Source organism: Streptomyces sp. NPDC046349 (genome assembly GCF_055587885.1).
This window is the reverse complement of sequence record NZ_JBVJFK010000010.1, coordinates 299,941-321,425: the sequence shown is the minus strand read 5'-3', so window position 1 is coordinate 321,425 and position 21,485 is coordinate 299,941. Positions and strand designations below refer to the sequence as shown.

The following is a 21,485-nucleotide window of genomic DNA, read 5'->3' as shown; positions in this document are numbered from 1 at the left end:
AGCGCCGGTACCGCCCGGCCGTCCGGCCGGGGCCGGGCAGGGCCGCACCAGAGCGTGATCCGTCCATTTTTCGCAGCACCTGACCAACGAGGAGTTCCGCATGACCACCTTCGCCGAGCCGTCCACCGTCACCGCCGACCTGCTCGCCCGGCTGCGCGGCGTCGTCACCGCGCACCCCGGGCGGGTCGCCGTGCACGCCGTGGACGGCAGTCTCGACTTCACCGCCCTGGACCGCCGCACCGCCGCCCTGGCCCGCGCCCTGCGGGCGGCCGGGGTGCGGCGCGGGGACCGGGTCGGGGTCCACCTCGCCCGAACCGCCGACCTGCCCGTCGCACTGCTCGCCGCCTGGCGGGCCGGCGCCGCCTACGTCCCGCTCGACCCCGCCTACCCGGCGGAGCGGATCGCGTTCATGGCCGCCGACGCCCGCCTGGCCGCCGTGGTCAGCGCCGACGCCCAGCCTTCCGTACCGGCCGGCGTCCCGGTGCTCCGCCCGGACGCCGACGCCCCGGCCGCCGGGAGCCCGGAGGTCCCGTTCACCCCGCACCCGCTCGACTCCGCCTACGTGATCTACACCTCCGGCTCCACCGGCCGCCCCAAGGGCGTGGAGGTCCCGCACGGCGCGGTCGCCGACCTGGTCGCCGCCCTGGAGCTCAGCGGTGCCTACCGCCCGGAGCCCGGCGTCGTCGCCTGGAACGCCAGCGTCTCCTTCGACGCCTCCGTCCAGCAGTGGATCCGCATCTGCCGCGGCGACACCCTGGTGGTGATCGACGACACGCAGCGGGCCGAACCGACCCGCCTCGTACGGCTGCTCACCGAGCACCGCGTCACCGACCTCGACCTGACCCCCTCGCACTGGCAGCTGCTCCGCGAACCGCTGGCCGGCGCCCGCGTCCCCCGCCTGTTCATGGGCGGCGAGCCCGTACCGGCCCGTACCTGGCGCGAGCTGGCCGACGCCCGCATCGACGCCCTCAACCTGTACGGGCCCACCGAGTGCACCGTCGACGCCATCACCACCCCGATCACCGGCCCCGGCCCGCACCTGGGCGAACCGCTTCCCGGCGTACGCGCCTACCTGCTGGACGGCCGCCTCGCCCCCGTGACGGCAGCCGGCGCCGTCGGCGAGCTGTACCTGGCCGGGCCGGGCCTCGCACACGGCTATCCGGGCCACCCGGGCCTGACCGCGGGCCGGTTCACCGCGGACCCGTTCGCGACCGAGCCCGGCGCCCGTATGTACCGCACCGGCGACCAGGCACGCCGCTCTGCCGACGGCCTGCTGGAGTACGTCGGCCGGGTGGACCGCCAGGTCAAGCTGCGCGGCTTCCGCGTCGAGCTCGGCGAGGTCGAGCACGCACTGGGCGCCCTCGCCGCAGTCACCGCCGCCGCCGTCACCCTGCACGAGGCCGCCCCCGGGGACCACCGCCTGGCCGGCTACGTCACCGGGGCGGAGCTCCGCCCGGCCGATCTGCTCGACGAGCTGCGCCGGACCCTGCCCGCCCACCTGGTGCCGTCCACGCTGACCGTACTGGACGCCCTGCCGCTCACCCCGAACGGCAAGGTCGACCACGCCGCCCTGCCCGCTCCCGCGGCGGCGCAGGCCGTCGGCCCGGCCGCGCAGGGCGGGGTGGACGAGCAGGTCGCAGAGGTCTGGCGCACCGTGCTCGGGGTCCCCGACATCGAGCAGACCGACGACTTCCTCTCCCTCGGCGGCCACTCGCTCGCCGCCCTGCGCGTCGTCCACCTGCTGCGCCGCAAGCTCAACGTCGAACTCCAGCTCCGCGACCTGCTGGACGCGGCCGACCTGGCCGGCTTCACCGCCGCCGTCCGGCGCGCCGCCGCGGCCGGCCCGGCCGCCGCCCGTCCCGCCCTCACCGCCCGCCGCGAGGCCGTCCGATGAGCACCTCCACCCCTCCCGCGCGCACCGCCCGCCCCCGCGTCGAGGGGGACTGGCTGTTCGTGCCCGTACCCCAAGCCCACCGTCCCGTACGGCTGTTCTGCTTCCCGCACGCCGGCGGCGACGCCACCGCCTTCACACCGCTCGCCCGTGCCCTGGCCCCCGTGGCCGAGGTCTGGGCGCTGCGCCCGCCGGCCCGCGGCGGCCGCAGCCGCCACCCGATGCCGCCCGACTTCGACGCCCTGGTCGCGGCCGTCACCGAGGCGCTGACCCCGCACCTGGCCGGCGGTGGCGGAGGCCGGTTCGCCTTCTACGGCCAGAGCTTCGGCGCGCTGCTCGCCTACGAGGTCGCCCGCGCGCTCCCCGCCGACCGCCGCCCCGACCTGGTGGTCGCCGTGGGGGCGCCCAGCCCCGCCGAGTGGACCGGACGCGGGACCAGGGACCTGGGCGCGTCCGAACTCCTCCGGCTCACCGGTTTGGACGAGTCGGTCCAGGCCCATCCCGACCTGGCCGAGCTCGCCCTCGGAGCCATCCGCACCGATCTCGCCGTGAGCGCCACCTACCGCCACCGCCCGCACGCGCCGATCGGCTCAGCCGTCCACGCACTGGCCGGCGCGGAGGACCCGATGCTCGCCACCACCGGCCTCGCCGGCTGGGCCGCCCACACCCGCGGCGCCTTCGGCCACCGCGTCGTCCCCGGCGGGCACCTGCTCGCCACCGTGGACCGGCCCGGGCCGGTCGATCTCCTGGCCTCTCTCCTGACCTCTCTCCCGGCGGACCGTCCGGTGCCCGCCGCGCCCCGCCACGCCTCCAGGGAGCAGTGATGCTGACCACCGCCACCGCCACCGCCGACCGCACCGCCACCACCGCCCCCACCGCCCCCGGCGGTGCCGTCGACCTCACCGACCCCGACCTGTGGGCCCGCCCCGACACCCCGGAACTGATCGCCGGGCTGCGCCGCGAGGCCCCCGTCCACCGCACCGAGACCGTCGACGACGGGCCGGTCTGGTCCGTGCTCACCTACCGGGAGTCGGCGGACGTGCTGCGCAACGCGGCCGTGTTCAGCTCGGAGTCAGGCTCCCTGCTCGGCTCGGGCCAGGGCAACGTACCGGTCGGCTCGGGCCGGATGATGGCCCTCACCGACCCGCCCCGCCACCGCGAACTGCGCGCCCCGGCGAACCCGTTCTTCTCCAAGGGCGGAGTGCGCGGCGCCGCCCGCTCGATCACCGAACGGGCCGGCGAGCTCTTCGACCGGGCCGTCGAGCAGGGCGAGGTGGACCTCGTCGACGTGGTCTCCGCGCTGCCGCTCGCGGTCATGTGTGACCTGCTGGACGTCCCGGAGAAGGACCGCGACATGGTGGTCCGAGTCTGCGACGTGGCCTTCCTCGGCCGTACGCCGGAAGAACGCCGCGCCGGACACCAGAAGTTGATCCCCTACCTGATGCACCAGGTGATGCTGCGCCGCTCCGACCCGCGCGACGACCTGATCTCCATGATGGCCACCTACAAGGTCGGCGGGCGGCTGCTGCCGATCGAGGACGTGGTGCTCAACCTGGACAACATCGTCGTGGGCGGCGTCCAGACCGTCCGCCACACGGCCTCCATGGGCCTGCACACCCTCGTCCAGCGCCCCGACCTGTGGCGCAGGCTGCAACACGGCGAGGTGTCCATGGACTCCGCCGTGGACGAACTCCTGCGCTGGACCTCGGTGGGGCTGCACACGCTGCGCACCGCCACCCGGGACGTCGAGCTGGGCGGACAGCGGATCCGCCGCGGAGACAGGGTCGCGGTCTGGGTGTGGTCGGCGGACCGGGACCCGGAGGCCTTCGAGCAACCCGAGGAGATCCGGCTCGACCGCTCGCCCAACAAGCACCTCGCGCTGGGCCTGGGCGCCCACTACTGCATCGGCGCCCCACTGGCCAAGGCCGAACTGGGCGCCCTGTACACGGCCGCGCTGGAGAAGGCCGCCGCCATCGAGCCGACCGGGCCCGCCACCTACAACCGCTCGGTCATCAACTTCGGCCTGGACCACTTCCCGGTCCGCCTCACCCCCCGCTGAGCACGGTGGACCCGGCAGCGCCGCAACTGCCGCTCACCTGCCGGAGCTTGTGCCGCTCCGGCCCGTCCGGCGCCCCTACCTTCGAATCGCACCCCAGAGCACCTCTCACGCTACGGAGACCACCATGAGCAACCCGTTCGAGGACGACAACTCCGGCTACCTGGTCCTGGTCAACGACGAGAACCAGCACTCGCTCTGGCCGGTCTGGCTCGACGTGCCGGCCGGCTGGACCACCGTCCACGGCGAGGCCGCCCGCCAGGAGTGCCTCGACTGGATCGAGGCCAACTGGACCGACATCCGTCCGGCGAGCCTGCTCGCCGCCATCGACCAGCGGTGAGCGCCGCCATGCCGAACTGGGAGTTGAACCCGGGCCGCCCGGCCCTCGCCCACGTGCCGGCCACCGGCGGCCTCGCCGGGGCCTGCGAGTGGCTGCGCGAGCACGAGGCCGCGCTGACCGCCGCCCTGCACGAGCACGGCACGATCTTCCTGCGCGGGCTGCCGGTGGCGCAGGCCGCGGACGTCGCCGCCGTCCGCGACGTGCTGGTCCCCGAGCCCACCCCGTACCGGGAGAAGGCCACCCCGCGCAGCGACTTCGGCGACGGCGTCTTCTCATCCACGGACCTGCCGCCCGCCCAGTCCATCCGGATGCACAACGAGAACAGCTACACGCTGACCTTCCCCGGCCGGCTGCTCTTCGCCTGCCTGACCGCCCCGGCGACCGGCGGTGCCACCCCGACCGCCGACGTCCGCAAGGTCCTCGCCGCCCTGCCCGACCACCTCGCCGAGCGGGGCCGGACCTCCGGCTGGACGCTCACCCGCAACTACTCCGACTACATCTCCCTCGGCTGGCGCACCGCGTTCGGCACCGAGGACCGGGCCGACGTCGAGCGGTACTGCCGGGAGAACGGCATCGCCTGGGAGTGGCAGCCGGACGGCAACCTGCGCACCAGCCAGCTGCGCTCGGCCACGATCCACCATCCGCAGACCGGCGAGGAGGTCTGGTTCAACCACCTCGCCTTCTGGAACGAGTGGTCCCTGGACCCGGACATCCGGGAGGCCATGGTCGAGGAGTTCGGACCCGGCGGCCTGCCGTTCAACACGGGCTTCGGCGACGGCGAACCCCTCTCCCGGGAGGACGTGGAAGCCCTCAACGCGGCCTACGCCGCCGCCACCGTCCGCGAGACCTGGCAGGTCGGCGACGTGATGCTGGTCGACAACGTGCTCTGCGCGCACGGCCGCGACCCGTTCGGCGGCGACCGGAGGATCGCCGTCGCGATGGGCCGCCCCGTGGACCTCCTCGACTGCCGGCCCACGGTGCGCCCGACGACCGCAGTCCCCGCCTGAGGCACCCCGAACACCATCCACGCCGTGACGTGAGCAGAGGAAGCACCGTGATCCCGGTTTCGTACGCACAACAGCGTCTCTGGCTGATCGACCAGATCGAAGGGCCGACCGCGCTCTACAACCTGCCGTTCGCGGTCCGCCTGCGCGGCACGCTCGACACCGACGCGCTGCGCGCCGCGACGGCGGACGTGGTCGCCCGCCACGAGGCCCTGCGCACGGTGTTCCCGGTGACCGGGGGAGTCCCGGTACAGCAGGTTCTGCCGTCGGCGCAGGCACGGATCGACTTCGAGACGGTGGAATGCGCACCGGACGAGTACCCCGCCCTGCGGGACCGGGCCGCCGCCCGCACCTTCGACCTGAGTACCGAACCGCCCCTCCGGGTCACGGTCTTCTCGCTCACTTCCGCCCAGCCCGCCGCCGGCGAACCGTCCACCGAGCACGTGCTGCTCGTCGTGCTCCACCACATCGCCGGCGACGGCTGGTCGCTCGGCCCCCTGCTGCGCGACCTCTCCACCGCCTACGCCGCCCGCCTCGGCGGCCACGCCCCCGACTGGGAGCCACTGCCGGTCCAGTACGCCGACTACACGCTGTGGCAGCGCGAACTGCTCGGTGACGAGAGCGACCCCGGCAGCATGATGAGCCGTCAGCTCGACTACTGGCGGCAGGCTCTGGCCGGTCTGCCGGAGGAGCTGGAGCTCCCGACCGACCGCCCTCGTCCGCCCGCCCCGACCGGGGCCGCGGACGCCGTGGCGTTCGGCTACGGCCCCGAACTGCACGCCGCACTGGCGGGCCTGGCCCGCCGGCACCGCGCCACCCTGTTCTCCGTCCTCCAGGCCGGACTCGCCGCGCTGTTCACCCGGCTCGGCGCCGGCACCGACATCCCGCTCGGCACCGGCGTCGCCGGCCGCTCCGACGAGGCCCTCAACGACCTGGTCGGCTTCTTCGTCAACACCCTGGTCCTGCGCACCGACACCTCCGGCGACCCCACCTTCGCCGAGCTCCTCGGCCGGGCCCGGGAATCCCAGCTCGACGCGTTCGCCCACCAGGACCTGCCGTTCGAGCGGCTCGTCGAGGAGGTCAATCCGGCCCGGTCCCTCGGCCGCCACCCGCTCTTCCAGACCCTCCTCGTCCTCCAGAACCACGAGGAGGGCGAATTCGGCGGCCTGCCCGGACTGCAGGCGCAGCCCGAGGAACTCGGCCTGCGGGTCGCCAAGTTCGACCTCAACATCGGCATCACCGAGCAGCACACCCCCGACGGCGCCCCCGCCGGCCTCACCGGCTCCGTCGAATACGCCGCCGACCTCTACGACCGCGCCACCGTCACCACCCTGTTCGAGCGCCTGGGCCGGCTCCTGGCCGCCGCGGCCGACGACCCCGAGGCGCCGATCGGCACCCTCGACATCCTCGCCCCCGAGGAGCGGGCCCGGCTGCGCGACGAGTGGAACGCCACCGCCGCGCCCGTCCCGGCCGGCTCGCTTCCCGAACTGTTCGCGGCCCAGGCCGCCCGCACCCCCGACGCGGTCGCGCTCGCACACGACGGCGGCACCGTCTCCTACGCCGAACTCGACGCCCGCGCCAACCGGCTCGCCCACCACCTGGCCGCCTGCGGCGTCCGCCCGGAGTCCCCGGTCGCCCTGCTGATGGAACGCTCGGCGGACCTGGTCGTCGCCACCCTGGCCGTGCTCAAGGCCGGCGGCGCCTACGTCCCCCTCCACCCGAGCCTGCCGCCGGAGCGGATGGCCGCGCTCCTCGCCGACACCGCCGCGCCCGTCCTGCTCACCGACCGCGCCGACCCCGGCTTCCCGCACGAAGCCGTCGTGGTCCGTTCCGGAGACGAGGACACCGCCCCCGCGCACGCCCCCGGCGTGCCCGTCCATCCCGACCGGCTCGCCTACGTGATGTTCACCTCGGGCTCCACCGGCACCCCCAAGGGCGTCGCCGTACGCCACCGCGACGTCGTCGACCTCGCCGCCGACCGCCGCTGGCAGGACGGCCGCCACCGGCGGATCCTGCTGCACTCCCCGCACGCCTTCGACGCCGCCACCTACGAGCTGTGGACGCCCTTGCTGTCGGGAGGCACCGTGGTCGTCGCCCCACCCGGCAACCTGGACGCCGCCGCCCTGCACGCACTCGCCACCCGCCACGACGTCACCGCCGTCTTCCTCACCAAAGCCCTGTTCGACCTCGTCGCCGAGCAGGCCCCCGAGACCTTCCGCGCCCTGCGGACCGTCTGCACCGGCGGCGAGGCCGCCTCCGGCACCCTCATGCGGCGCGTCCTCGACCACTGCCCCGACCTGCTGCTCGCCCACGTCTACGGCCCGACCGAAGCCACCACCTTCGCCACGCACCACCCCCTCGCGCCCGCCGACCTGACCGGCCCCCGGCCGCCCATCGGCGCCCCGCTCGACAACATGCGCGCCCACGTCCTCGACGCCCGGCTCCAGCCCGTCCCGCCCGGCGTCCCCGGCGAGCTGTACGTCGCCGGCGCCGGCCTCGCCCGCGGCTACTGGCGCCGGCCCGCGCTGACCGCCGAACGCTTCGTCGCCGACCCGTACGCGCCCGGCGAGCGGATGTACCGCACCGGCGACCTGGTCCGCCGCCGCACCGACGGCGCGATCGAATTCCTCGGCCGGATCGACGGCCAGGTCAAGCTGCGAGGCTTCCGCATCGAGCCCGGCGAGATCGAAGCCGTGCTCTCCCGCCACCCCGCCGTCCGCCAGGTCATCGTGATCCCCCGGGAGGACCGCCCCGGCGACACCCGGCTCGTCGGCTACTGCTCGGTGACCGGCCACACCCTCGACGAACAGCTCGAACTGGAGGCCGAACTCAAGCGGTTCGCCGCCGCCACGCTCCCCGGCTACATGGTCCCCTCGGCCGTCGTCCTCCTGCCCGCGCTGCCGCTCAACGCCAACGGCAAGGTCGACCGGCGCGCCCTGCCCGCCCCCCGACTCGGCGCAGACACCGCCGGCCGCGCCCCCCGCGACGAGGGCGAGCGCGCCCTGTGCGCCCTCTTCGGTGAAATCCTCGGTATCGACGACATCACCATCGACGACGACTTCTTCGAACTCGGCGGCCACTCCCTGCTGGCGACCCGCCTGGTCGGCCGCGCCCGCACCGAACTCGGCGCCGAACTCGCCATCGGCGACCTCTTCCAGGCACCCACCGTCGCCGCCCTCGCCGACCGGCTCGCCACCGACCCGGCCCGTCCCGTGCTGCGCCCCGAACCGCGGCCCGAGCACCTGCCCGTCTCCTTCGCCCAGCGACGGCTGTGGTTCCTCGGGCAGGCCGAAGGCCCCGCCGCCACCTACAACGTCACCCTCGCCCTGCGCCTCACCGGACCGCTCGACGCGGACGCCCTCGAAGGCGCCCTCCACGACGTCGTCGCCCGCCACGAGAGCCTGCGTACGGTCTTCGGCGCACACGACGGCGTCCCGTACCAGCGGGTCCTGCCCGCGCCCCCGGCCCCGCTGCTCACGATCACCGACCGCCCGGTGCAGGAGCTGACCGGCCACACCTTCGACCTCTCCACCGACGTCCCGCTCCACGCCTACCTGCGCCCCGAGGCCCCGGACGAGCACGTACTGCTCCTCGTGATGCACCACATCGCCAGCGACGGATGGTCCCTGCGGCCCCTCTTCCGCGACCTCGCCGACGCCTACACCGCCCGCCTCGGGGGCGCGACACCGGGACGGGAGCCGCTGCCGGTCCAATACGCCGACTACACCCTGTGGCAGCACCGGCTGCTCGGCCCCGACACCGACCCGCAGTCCGTGCTCTCCCGCCAGCTCGCCCACTGGAGGCAGGCACTGGCGGGCCTGCCGGACGAGCTGCCGCTCCCGCTGGACCGCCCCCGCCCGGCGGTCGCGAGCCACCGCGGCGACGTCGTCCCGCTGGAGATCGACGCGGACCTCCACGGCCGGCTCGCGGACCTCGCCGCCGGCCACGGGGCCACCCTCTTCATGGTCCTCCAGGCCGCCTACGCCACCCTGCTGCACCGCTTCGGCGCCGGCGAGGACCTGCCGATCGGCACCCCGCTGGCCGGCCGCCTCGACCCCGCCCTCGACGACCTGATCGGCTTCTTCGCCAACACCCTGGTGCTGCGCACCGACCTCACCGGCCGGCCCACCTTCGCCGAGCTGCTCGCCCGGGTGAGGGAAGCCGACCTGGCCGCCTACGCCCACCAGGACGTGCCCTTCGAGCGACTCGTCGAAGAACTCAACCCGGCCCGCACCCTGGCCCGGCACCCGCTCTTCCAGGTGATGATCGCCTTCGACAACACCGCCGGAGGCGGCCCCGAGTTCCCGGGCACCCGCACCGCCCACGAGCCGCTCGGCCTGCCCACGACCGCCTTCGACCTCACCCTCAGCCTCTCCGAACGCCACCGCCCGGACGGCACCCCCGGCGGCGTCGAGGGCGGCCTGGAGTTCGCCACCGACCTGTTCGACCGGGCCACCGCCGAACGCCTCGCCGACGCCCTGCCGCGCCTTCTCGCCCAGGCCGCCGAAGACCCGCACCGCCCCGTCGCCGAACTGGACGTCCTGGGCGAAGCCGGCCGGACCGCGCTGGCCGGCTGGCACGACACCGACCGGGCGGGCACGGCGGACGTCCTCGTACCGGACGCCTTCGCCGCCCAGGTCGCCGCGACCCCGGACGACACCGCCCTCGTCTTCGGGCAGACCCGGCTGACGTACGCCGAACTGGACGCCCGTGCGAACCGCCTCGCCCACGGCCTGGCCGCCGCCGGCGCCGGCCCGGAGGACGTGGTCGCGCTCGCCCTGCCCCGCTCCGCCGAGTCCCTGGTCGCCGTACTCGCCGTGCTCAAGGCCGGGGCGGCCTTCCTCCCGCTCGACGCCGACCACCCCCGCGAGCGGATCGCCCACATGCTGGCCGACGCCCGCCCCGCGGCCGTCCTCACCGGTGCCGCATGGCCGCTGCCCGACGTCCTGGACGGCCTCGCAGGCGCCACCGTCCTGGACGTCGACGAGCAGCAGCGGGCCGAGCGGCCCGACCGGGCGCCGAACGTGCGCGTCACCGCCGCCCACGCCGCCTACGTGATCTACACCTCGGGCTCCACCGGCCACCCCAAAGGCGTCGTGGTCCGCCACGGCGGCCTCGCCAACCTGCTCGCCTTCCACCGCGACGAGACCATCGCCGCCGCCCGCCAGGCACACCCGGAGCGCAGGTTCCGGTTCGCCCAGGCCGCCTCGCTCTCCTTCGACACCGCCCTCGAGGCGCTGCTGTGGATGGTCGCCGGCCAGGAGCTCCACCTGCTCGACGACGACCTGCGCCGCGACGCCGCCGCCATCGTCCGCCACGTCGAGGTCACCGGCGCCGACGTCCTCGACGTCACCCCCGGCCAGGCCGAGCGGCTGGTCGAGGAGGGCCTCCTCGACCGCTGTCCGCCGGCCCTGCTGATGGTCGGCGGCGAGGCCCTCGGCCAGACCCTCAGCGCCACCCTCACCGCCGCCGCCGACACCGTCGTCCTCAACATGTACGGCCCCACCGAGTGCACCGTCGACGCGCTGTACCACCGGCTGGCCGGCGACCCGCGACCCCTCATCGGCAGCCCGCTGCCCAACCTCCGCGCACACGTCCTCGACGCCGGCCTGCGGCCCGTACCGCCGGGCGTCCCCGGCGAGCTGTACCTGAGCGGCGCCGGCCTGGCCCGCGGCTACCTGGGCCGGCCCGCCCTGACCGCCGAGCGGTTCGTCGCCGACCCGTTCGCGCCGGGGGAGCGGATGTACCGCACCGGCGACCTCGCCCGCCGCCGCCCCGACGGCCGCGTCGAGTACCTCGGCCGCACCGACCACCAGGTCAAGGTCCGGGGCTTCCGCATCGAACCCGGCGAGATCGAGACCGTACTGGCCGCCCACCCCGATGTCCTCCAGGCCGCCGTCCTGCCGTACCAGGACGCCGCGGCCGGTGCGGCGGGCACCAGGCTGGTCGCCTACGTCGTGACGCGCACCCCGCTCGACGCGACCGCGCTTCGCGCCCACGCGGCAGCCGCCCTGCCCGACTACATGGTCCCGGCGGCCTTCACGGCACTGGACGAACTGCCGCTCAACGTCAACGGCAAGCTCGACCGGTCCGCGCTGCCCGCCCCCGACTTCGCAGCGGCCGCGGGCGGCCGGGCCGCCCGCACGGCGCGCGAGGAGATCCTCTGCGGCCTGTTCGGCGAAGTGCTCGGCCTCACCGGACCGGTCTCCGCCGGCGACGACTTCTTCGCCCTCGGCGGACACTCCCTGCTCGCCACCAGGCTGCTCAGCCGTGTCCGCGCCGTCCTCGGCGCCGAACTCGGCATCCGGGACGTCTTCGAGGCGCCCACCGCGGCGGGCCTGGCCCAGCGCCTCGACGGCGCCACCGCCCGCCTCGCGCTGACCCCGGGCGAACGCCCCGCACGCCTCCCGCTCTCCTCCGCGCAGCAGCGGCTCTGGATGATCGACCGGATGGAGGGGCCGAGCGCGCTCTACAACATGCCCCTCGCCCTGCGCCTGACGGGCCCGCTCGACCCGGACGCCCTGCAACTCGCCCTCGGCGACCTCGTCGCCCGGCACGAGATCCTGCGCACGCTGATCGCAGAGCACGACGGCGAGCCCCACCAGATCGTCCTCCCCGCGACCGGTGCGACCCTCCCCGTCGAACTGCTCCACTGCGCACCGGAGTCGGTTGACTCGCAGGTGGAGCGGGCCGCCCGCCGCCCCTTCGACCTGGCGGCCGAACCGCCCGTACGCGTCACCCTCCTGCGGGTCGGCCCCGAGGACCACGTGCTGGTCCTCGCCCTCCACCACATCGTCGGCGACGGCTGGTCGATGGGCCCGCTGCTGCGCGACCTGGCGGACGCCTACGCCGCCCGCCGCGACGGCTCGGCGCCCGACCGGCAGCCGCTGCCGGTGCAGTACGCGGACTACGCGCTGTGGCAGCGCGAGCTGCTCGGCGAGGAGAGCGACCCCGCCAGCCTGGTCTCCCGTCAGCTCGCCTACTGGCGCGACACCCTCGCCGACCTCCCCGAGGAGCTGACCCTCCCCGTCGACCGGCCGCGCGGCGCCCGCGCCGACCACCGGGGCGACCGGGTCACCCTCCCCATCGACGCCGCACTGCACCGGGCGCTGGCCGGGCTGGCCCGCGATCACCGCGTCACCATGTTCATGACTTTCCAGGCGGCTCTGGCGGCGCTGCTGACCCGGCTCGGGGCCGGCACCGACGTCCCGATCGGATCGGTCGTCGCCGGCCGTTCGGACGAGGCCCTCGACGATCTCGTCGGCTTCTTCGTCAACACCCTCGTCCTGCGCACCGACACCTCCGGCGACCCGACCTTCACCGAACTGCTCCACCGCGTCCGGGAGACGGGACTCGGCGCCTACGCCCACCAGGACGTGCCCTTCGAGCGCCTCGTCGAGGAACTCAACCCGGCGCGCTCCCTCGCCCGCCACCCGCTCTTCCAGGTGGCGCTGGTCCTCCAGTCCAACACCGGCGGCGAGCCGGAGCTGGCCGGCCTGCGCGCCGAGGCGCTGCCCGCGGACACCGGGGTCGCCAAGTTCGACCTCAACATCACACTGGAGGAGTTCTTCCAACCGGACGGCGAGCCCGCCGGACTCGACTGCGCGATCGACTTCGCCACCGACCTCTTCGACCGGGAGACCGCGCAGGCCATCGCCACCCGCTTCGGCCGGCTGCTCACCGAGATGACGGCCCGGCCGGGCATCCGGATCGGCCGCGCCGACCTGCTGGCCGACGGCGAACGCGCCGCGCTCCTCGGCGGACACCGGCCGCTGCCCGCCGACCAGCCCCTGGTGCCGGCCGCCTTCGCAGCCCGGGTGGCCGCCACCCCCGACCTGACGGCCCTCGTCTTCGAGGAGACCCGGCTGACGTACGCCGAGCTGGACGCCCGCGCGAACCGCCTCGCCCACGGCCTGGCCGCCGCCGGCATCGGCCCCGAGGACGTGGTCGCGCTCGCCCTGCCCCGTTCGGCCCAGACGGTCGTCTGCCAACTCGCCGTACTCAAGGCCGGCGCGGCCTTCCTCCCCCTCGACGCCGAGTACCCGCTCGAACGCACCGCCCACATGCTGGCCGACGCCCGCCCCGCGGCCGTCCTCACCGACGCCGCATGGCCGCTGCCCGAGGCGCTGCAGGGCCTCGTCGGCACCGCCGTCCTGGACGCCGGCGAACAGCACTGGGCCGAGCGGCCCGCCGACGCCCCGCCCGTCCGCGTCACCCCGTCCCACGCCGCCTACGTCATCTACACCTCGGGCTCCACCGGCCGCCCCAAGGGCGTCGTCGTGAGCCACGGCTCGATCGCCGGACTGCTGGCCGCCCACCGGGCGGAAACCTTCGCCGGGCCCGAGCGGGCCCACGGCCGACTGCGCGTCGCGCTGACCGCATCCCTCTGCTTCGACGCCTCCTGGAACAGCCTCCTGTGGATGGTCGCCGGCCACGAGCTGCACCTGATCGGCGAGGACCTGCGCCGCGACCCCTCCGCACTGGTCCGCCACATCCGCGACCAGGCTCTCGACGCCCTCCAGTTCACCCCCACCTACGCCGAACAGCTCATCGCCGAAGGGCTGCTCGACGAACCCGCGCCGCGCGTGGTGCTGCTCGGCGGCGAACCGATCGGGCAGGCCCTGTGGACCCGCCTGCGCGAGGCCCCGGCCACCACCGGCCACAACCTCTACGGGCCCACCGAGTGCACCGTCGACACCCTGCTCCAGTCGTACGCCGACTCCGAGAGCCCCACCATGGGACACACCGTCCTCGGCACCCGCGCGCACGTCCTCGACGAGCACCTGAACCCCGTTCCCGCCGGGGTCCCCGGCGAGCTGTACCTGGCCGGGAACAGCCTGGCCCGCGGCTACCTGGGGCGGCCCGCGCTCACCGCCGAGCGGTTCGTCGCCGACCCGTTCGCGCCGGGGGAGCGGATGTACCGCACCGGCGACCTGGTCCGCCGCACCCGCGACGGAGACATCACCTACCTCGGCCGCACCGACCACCAGGTCAAGATCCGAGGCTTCCGCATCGAGCCGGGCGAGATCGAGCAGGAGCTGGCCCGGCACCCGGCCGTCCGCCAGGCAGTCGTCACCCCGCACGAGAGCGACGGCGGCGACCGGCGCCTCGTCGCGCACTGCGCAGTCACCGCACCGAGCCCCGAACTCGCCCTCGAGCTGCGGCGGTTCGCCGCGCAGTCGCTGCCCGCCCACATGGTCCCGGCGGCGGTCGTCACCCTCGACGCGCTGCCCCTGACCGGCAGCGGCAAGGTCGACCGGCGCGCCCTGCCCGCCCCCGACTTCCAGCTCTTCGCCGGAGGCCGGGCCGCCCGTACGGCGCGGGAGGAACTCCTGTGCGGCCTGTTCGGCGAAGTCCTGGGCGCGAGCGGACAGCTCTCGGCCGACGACGACTTCTTCGCCCTCGGCGGGCACTCCCTGCTCGCCATGCAGCTGGTCAGCCGGGTCCGCACGGTCTTCGCGGCCGAGATCGGCGTCCGGGACGTCTTCGAGGCGCCGACCGCCGCCGGCCTCGCCCAGCGCCTCGACGGCGCCGGGGCGCGACTGGCCCTGACGGCCGGCGAGCGCCCGTACGAGCTGCCGCTCTCCTTCGCCCAGCAGCGGCTCTGGCTGATCGACCGCATGGAGGGCCCCAGCGCCCTCTACAACCTCCCGCTCGCCCTGCGCCTGACGGGCCCGCTCGACCCGGACGCCCTCGAACTCGCCCTCGGCGACCTCGTCGCCCGGCACGAGATCCTGCGGACGCTGATCACCGAGCGGGACGGCGAACCCCGTCAGCGGATCATCCCGCCCGCCGAGGCCCGGATCCCCTTCGACCGCCGCACCGACCCGCCCGCCGACCCGGCGGCCGCCCTCGCCGAGTGCTCCGCGACCCCCTTCGATCTGGCAGTCGAACTCCCGCTCCGCGCACACCTGTTCCCGATCGCGGCCGACGAGCACCTCTTCGTCCTCGTCCTGCACCACATCGCCGGCGACGGCTGGTCCATGGACCCGCTGCTGCGCGACCTCGCCGCCGCCTACGCCGCCCGCCGCGACGGCTCGGCGCCCGACCGGCAGCCGCTGCCGGTGCAGTACGCGGACTACGCCCTCTGGCAGCGCGAGCTGCTCGGCGACGAGGAAGACCACCAGAGCCTGGTGTCCCGCCAACTCGCCTACTGGCGCGAAGCCCTGGCCGGTCTGCCCGAGGAGCTGTCGCTCCCCGTCGACCGCCCCCGGCGCGCGGACAGCGGCCACGACGGCGACCGCGTCGTCCTTCCGCTCGACGCCGCACTGCACCGGGCGCTGGCCGGGCTGGCCCGCGACCACCGCGTCACCATGTTCATGACTTTCCAGGCGGCTCTGGCGGCGCTTCTGACCCGGCTCGGGGCCGGCACCGACGTCCCGATCGGATCGGTCGTCGCCGGCCGTTCGGACGAGGCCCTCGACGATCTCGTCGGCTTCTTCGTCAACACCCTCGTCCTGCGCACCGACACCTCCGGCGACCCGACCTTCACCGAACTGCTCCACCGCGTCCGCGAGACCCAGCTCGACGCCCACGCCCACCAGGACGTGCCCTTCGAGCGCCTCGTCGAGGAACTCAACCCGGCCCGCTCCCTCGCCCGCCACCCGCTCTTCCAGGTCATGCTGCTGCTCCAGGGCGCCGGCCGGGCCGACGGCTCCGGAGGGGCCCCGCTCGACCTGGCCGGCCTGCCGGCCACCGTCGAACCGGTCGGCGGATGCGCGGCCAAGTTCGACCTGTCCATCGCCATGGGTGAGTCCTTCGACGCCGACGGGGCGCCCGCCGGGCTGGAGTGCGCGATCGACTTCGCCACCGACCTCTTCGACCGGGAGACCGCGCAGGCCGTCGCCGTCCGCTTCGGCCGCCTGCTGACGGCGGTCGCGGCCCGCCCCGACCTCCCCATCGGCCGGGCCGATCTGCTCTCCGCGGACGAACGCACCGAACTCGTCCCGATCGAGGAGGAGCTGCCGCCGAACGCGGAGCTGCTGCCCGCCGCCTTCGAGGCCCAAGCGGCCCGAACCCCCGAGGCGACCGCCCTGGTCGCCGGGGACACCCGGCTCACCTGGGCCGAGCTGAACGCCCGCGCCAACCACCTCGCCCACCGCCTGACGGCCGCGGGCGCCGGCCCGGAGACGGTCGTCGCCCTCGCCCTGCCGCGCTCCGCGGACACCGTGATCGCCCTGCTCGCCGTACTCAAGGCCGGCGCGGCCTCGCTCCCGCTGGACGCCGGCCACCCGGCCGACCGGACCGCCGCCATGCTCGCCGACGCCGCACCCGCCCTGGCCGTGACCGGCGACGGCTGGCCCCTGCCCGAACTCCTCGCCGGCCTGCCCGTCCTGACGGCCGCCCCGCAGGACGGCACCGACCACGTCGCCGCGCAGAACCCGCCGCCCCTCGCGGCCGCCGCCGACGCCGCCTACGTGATCTACACCTCGGGCTCCACCGGCCGCCCCAAGGGCGTCGTGGTGAGCCACGGCTCGATCGCCGCTCTCCTCGCCTCGCACCGCCGCCCGACCGGCCCGATCGGCGCCACCGAGCGCGAGCACGGCCGCTGCCGCGTCGCGCTCACCGCCTCCCTCTGCTTCGACGCCTCCTGGGACGGCCTGCTCTGGCTGATCGCCGGCCACGAACTGCACCTGATCGGCGACGAGGTCCGCCGCGACGCCGCCGCCCTCGTCCGCCACCTCGAGGCCGAGTCCGTCGACGTCATCGAGGTCACCCCCTCCTACGCCGAACAGCTGCTGGACGAAGGCCTGCTGGACGCACCCGCCCCGCGCGTGGTCCTGCTCGGCGGCGAGGCCGTCGGCCAAGCCCTCTGGGAACGCCTGCGCGAGGCGCCCGCCACCACCGCCCACAACCTCTACGGCCCCACCGAGGCCACCGTCGACGCGCTCACCCAGCCCGTCACGGCCACCGCCCGCCCGGCCCTCGGCCGCAGCGTCCTCGGCACCCGCGCCCACGTCCTCGACGAGCACCTCAACCCCGTCCCGCCCGGAGTCCCCGGCGAGCTGTACCTGGCCGGCGCCGGCCTCGCCCGCGGCTACCTCGGGCGCCCGGCGCTCACCGCCGAGCGCTTCGTCGCCGACCCCTGCGCCCCGGGGGAGCGGATGTACCGCACCGGCGACCTGGTCCGCCGCACCCGCGACGGAGACATCACCTACCTCGGCCGCACCGACCAGCAGGTCAAGATCCGAGGCTTCCGGATCGAACCCGGCGAGATCGAGTACGTGCTCACACGCCACCCCCGGATCCTCGCCGCCACCGTCACGGTCCACGAGGACGCCGCCACCGGCCCCCGGCTGGTCGCCCACGTCGTGCCCGACGGCCCCCTCGACCCGGCCGAACTGCGCGCCCACGCCGCCGAGTCGCTGCCCGGCCACATGCTCCCCGCCGCCATCGTCGCCCTCGACGCGCTCCCGCTGACCGCGAGCGGCAAGGTCGACCGGCGCGCCCTGCCCGCGCCCGAGTTCCACGCCGCGCCCACCGGGCGGGCTCCCAGGACCCCGGACGAGGAACAGCTCTGCGGCCTCTTCGCCGAGGTCCTGGGCCTGCCCGGCCCGGTCTCCATCGACGACGGCTTCTTCGACCTCGGCGGCCACTCCCTCCTCGCGATGAAGCTGCTCGGCCGGATCCGCACCGCACTCGGCGCGGACCTCGGCATGCGGGCCCTCTTCGAAGCCCCCACCGTGGCCGCCCTGGCCCGGTGCCTGACCCGGCACTGCGGCCCGGCCGGCCCGGCGGGCACCCGCGCCGGAGCCGCCGACGAGGCCACCGGCACCGACAGCGCCCTCGACGTCCTGCTCCCGCTGCGCACGGGCGGCACCAGGCCCCCGCTGTTCTGCGTCCACCCCGCCGCCGGCATCAGCTGGGTCTACTCCGGACTGCTGCGCCACCTCGACCCCGACCGGCCGGTCCACGGCCTCCAGGCACGGGGCTTGCGCGGCGGCTTCCCGTCCTCCGTCACCGAGATCGCCGAGGACTACGTACGGCAGATCCGCGCCGTCCAGCCGGAGGGGCCCTACCACCTGCTCGGCTGGTCCTTCGGCGCGGTCGTCGCCCAGGCCATGGCCGTCGTCCTCCAGACGGCCGGCCAGGAGGTCGCCCTGCTCGCCCTCCTCGACGGCCTGCCCGCCGACCCCGCCCGGCACGCCGCCGACGGCACCCCGCCCGCCGACGACCCCGCCGACACCCTCGCCGAACTGCTCGCCTCCCTCGGCCACGACCCGGCCGACGGACGCGGGCGGGCCGACCTCACCGCACTGCTCGGCGAGGCCGCGGCCGTCCTGCCCGACGTCTTCGAGCAGAACGCCAAGCTGATGGCCGAGCACGTGCCCGGCCACTACCGCGGCGACGCCGTCTTCTTCGGCGCCACCCTCGACAAGCCCGCCGACTGGCCCTACGGCCGGGCCTGGCGGCCGTACGTCGACGGCCGCATCGAGCAGCACCGCATCACCTGCACGCACGGCGCCATGACGCAGCCGGAGCCCGTCGCACGGATCGCCGCCGTGCTCGCCCAAAAGCTTGGAGCGTGACCCGCCATGACCACAGCCTCCGTGAAACCGCCGTCGCCCCCCGAGGGGGACGTGCCGCGCAAGAGCCGCTGGGGCCTCTGGGCGCAGGGCAACTTCCGCAAACTCTGGATCGGTGAGACCACCAGCGGCCTCGGCACCGCCGTCGGGAACGTCGCGCTCGCCCTGGTGGCCGTCGTCACCCTGGAGGCTTCGCCGTTCATGGTCGGCCTGCTCACCGCCTCCGCCTGGGTGCCGTGGCTCTTCCTCGGCCTGCTGGCCGGGGCCTGGGTGGACCGCTGGCCCCGGCTGAAGGTGATGCTGGTGTGCGACCTGCTGCTGCTGGTGCTGTTCGGCAGCGTGCCGGTGGCGGGCTGGCTGGGCCTGCTGACCATGGCCCAGCTGGTGGTGGTCGCCCTGCTGGCCGGCGCGGTCAAGGTGTTCCTGTCCACCGCGAACAGCGCCGTCCTGCCCGTACTGGTCGCCAAGCCCGACCTGCTCGAGGCCAACGTCAAACTGCGCTCCGGGGACGCAGCCGCGGAGATCGCCGGCCCGGGCCTGGCCGGCCTGATCTCCCAGGCGTTCGGCGCCGTCACCGGTCTGCTCGCCGACGCGCTCACCTACCTGGTGGCGGCCCTCTGCGTGGGGTCCATCAAGGCCGAGGAGAAGCCCCCGCCGGTCTCCGAACGACGCGGGATCCTCCGCGAGATCAAAGAGGGCGTCCGCTTCCTGGCGCACGACCCCTACCTGCGCACGCTGGCGAGCTTCGCCGCCGTCGGCAACCTCGGCCTCAACGGCATCCAGGCTGTGCAGACCATCTTCCTGGTCCGGACCGTGGGCGTGACACCAGGCGGAGTCGGCGCCGTCTTCGCCGTCGTATCCGTCGGCGGCCTGGCCGGCGCCGCGCTCGCCGGGCGGATCGCCCGCCGGTTCGGGACGGCCCGTGGACTGCTGCTCTGCGAGCTGGTCGGAGCGCCGTTCATCCTCCTGCTGCCGATGGCCGGGGAGCGGCTGCCGCTGGCCGTGAGCACGGTGGCCTGGTCGGTCGCGGTCTGCGGGGTGATCGCCGGGAACGTCATCGCCGGCAGCTTCTACCAGGCCTACTGCCCGCCCGCGATGATCGGCCGGATCCGGGCCAGCGCCTCCACCGTCAACTTCAGCGCCATCCCGGTCGGCGCCCTGCTGGGCGGCTGGCTGGGCGAACTGCTCGGAGCCCGCACCACCCTCTGGATCATGGCGGGCGTCCTGCTCTCGGCGGGCCTGGTCCTGCTGGCGAGCCCGCTCCGCGGCCTGCGCAGCTTCCCCGAGCGCCCCGCGCACACCTGACCGGCACCGCTGCCGCCCCGCACCGCCCCGCCCAAACCCCCGTGCGCACCCTCCCGGAGCCCTCCATGACCCGTACCGCCCGTCCGCGCCGCTTCCTGATGTGCCGTCCGACCCACTTCGAGGTCAGCTACGCGATCAACCCGTGGATGGACCCCGCCAAGCCGGTGGACACCGGCCTCGCCGTCGCCCAGTGGGAGCGGCTGTACGAGCTGTACGCCGAACTCGGCCACCGCGTCGACCTGATCGACCCGCTGCCCGGCCTGCCCGACATGGTCTACGCCGCGAACGGCGCCACCGTCGTCGACGGCCGAGTGCTCGGCGCCCGGTTCCGCAACGCCGAGCGGGCCGCCGAGGGACCCGCCTACCTGGAGTGGTTCCGGGCCGGCGGATTCACCGTCCACGAGCCGGTCCACGTCAACGAGGGAGAGGGGGACCTGCTGCTGACGGGCACCCACCTGCTCGCCGGGCGCGGCTTCCGCAGCGTCAGTGCCGGGCACGCGGAGGCGCAGGAGTTCCTCGGCCGCCCGGTGGTCGGCCTGGACCTCGTCGACCCGCGCTTCTACCACCTCGACACCGCGCTCAGCGTGCTCGACGACGACGAGGTCATGTACTACCCGGGCGCGTTCTCGGCCGGCAGCAGGAAGGTGCTGCGCCGGCTCTTCCCGGACGCGGTGCTCGTGGGGGAGGCGGACGCGGCGGTGTTCGGGCTCAACCTGATGAGCGACGGCCTGAACGTGGTCCTGCCGGAGGCGGCCACCGGGGTCGCGGCCAGGCTGCGCGAGCGGGGCTTCCGGCCGGTCGGGGTGGACCTCTCCGAGCTGTTCAAGGGCGGGGGCAGCGTGAAGTGCTGCACCCTGCACATCCGCGAGGCCGCCTGACCGGTGTGTCGACCGACGGAGCCGACCGACCGGAGCCGATCGACGCCCCGATCAACGAAGCCGATCGACGCGTGGTGCTCGCGCGTCGATCGGCTGTTGAACGTGCCTTGCCATGCTCTTCCCATCAGCCCGGAGCACTCCGGGAAGACCCGGAAGCCCCCTTCCCACCAGGGAAGACATCCCTCAGGAGCAGTCATGGCGAACCGCGCGAAGAACAATGCTGCCACCCGGGTCCGCCTGGCCGTCGCGGGCCTCGGCCTCGGCACGCTGATCGCCCTGGGCGCGGCCGGGGCGGCGATGGCCGACGACGCCACCGGCACCGGCACCGGGCAGGGCGGCGGGACCGTCAGCACCCATCAGGCCCCGGCGCCGACCCCCTCCCCGTCCGACGACAAGGACTGGAACAGCACCGGTTCCTGACCCGCACCGGCAGCCCGACCGCCACGGGGAAGCCCCCGAAGGGCTGTCCGACCCCGATCCGCCGG

Annotated in this window: 9 protein-coding genes; all 9 read left to right on the top strand. The window is 74.9% G+C overall.

Annotated elements, in window-relative coordinates; genetic code table 11:
* The first annotated feature begins 100 nt into the window (after window positions 1-100).
* The 9 genes from ACZ6JS_RS24710 to ACZ6JS_RS24670 all read left to right on the top strand — a co-directional run bounded on the left by ACZ6JS_RS24710 (window position 101) and on the right by ACZ6JS_RS24670 (window position 21,420).
* Window positions 101-1,894, top strand: coding sequence for a non-ribosomal peptide synthetase (locus tag ACZ6JS_RS24710; protein WP_469300981.1), 1,794 nt, complete (start codon window positions 101-103; stop codon window positions 1,892-1,894).
* Window positions 1,891-2,715, top strand: a complete 825-nt coding sequence (locus ACZ6JS_RS24705; RefSeq protein WP_469300980.1) for a thioesterase II family protein — start codon at window positions 1,891-1,893, stop codon at window positions 2,713-2,715. Before ACZ6JS_RS24710 ends, ACZ6JS_RS24705 begins: the two co-directional genes overlap by 4 nt.
* A complete protein-coding gene (locus ACZ6JS_RS24700) occupies window positions 2,715-3,950 on the top strand; it encodes a cytochrome P450 (protein WP_469300978.1) in 1,236 nt (411 codons plus the stop codon). Before ACZ6JS_RS24705 ends, ACZ6JS_RS24700 begins: the two co-directional genes overlap by 1 nt.
* Window positions 3,951-4,074: 124 nt before the next feature.
* Complete coding sequence (locus tag ACZ6JS_RS24695; RefSeq protein WP_469300977.1) at window positions 4,075-4,287, top strand: MbtH family protein; 213 nt, start codon at window positions 4,075-4,077, stop codon at window positions 4,285-4,287.
* An 8-nt stretch (window positions 4,288-4,295) separates the two neighbouring features.
* Window positions 4,296-5,294, top strand: a complete 999-nt coding sequence (locus ACZ6JS_RS24690) for a TauD/TfdA family dioxygenase (protein WP_469301066.1) — start codon at window positions 4,296-4,298, stop codon at window positions 5,292-5,294.
* A gap of 47 nt (window positions 5,295-5,341) precedes the next feature.
* Window positions 5,342-18,820, top strand: coding sequence for a non-ribosomal peptide synthetase (locus ACZ6JS_RS24685; RefSeq protein ID WP_469300975.1), 13,479 nt, complete (start codon window positions 5,342-5,344; stop codon window positions 18,818-18,820).
* 6 nt (window positions 18,821-18,826) lie between these two features.
* Window positions 18,827-20,122 (top strand): MFS transporter, encoded by a 1,296-nt coding sequence (locus ACZ6JS_RS24680; protein WP_469300974.1) that lies wholly within the window; start codon window positions 18,827-18,829, stop codon window positions 20,120-20,122.
* Window positions 20,123-20,187: 65 nt separating this feature from the next.
* Window positions 20,188-21,000 (top strand): dimethylargininase, encoded by an 813-nt coding sequence (gene ddaH / locus ACZ6JS_RS24675; RefSeq protein WP_469300972.1) that lies wholly within the window; start codon window positions 20,188-20,190, stop codon window positions 20,998-21,000.
* A gap of 195 nt (window positions 21,001-21,195) precedes the next feature.
* Window positions 21,196-21,420 carry a hypothetical protein gene (locus ACZ6JS_RS24670; protein WP_469300970.1) on the top strand — a complete coding sequence of 75 codons (225 nt, stop codon included), beginning with the start codon at window positions 21,196-21,198 and terminating at the stop codon, window positions 21,418-21,420.
* Window positions 21,421-21,485: the final 65 nt, after the last annotated feature.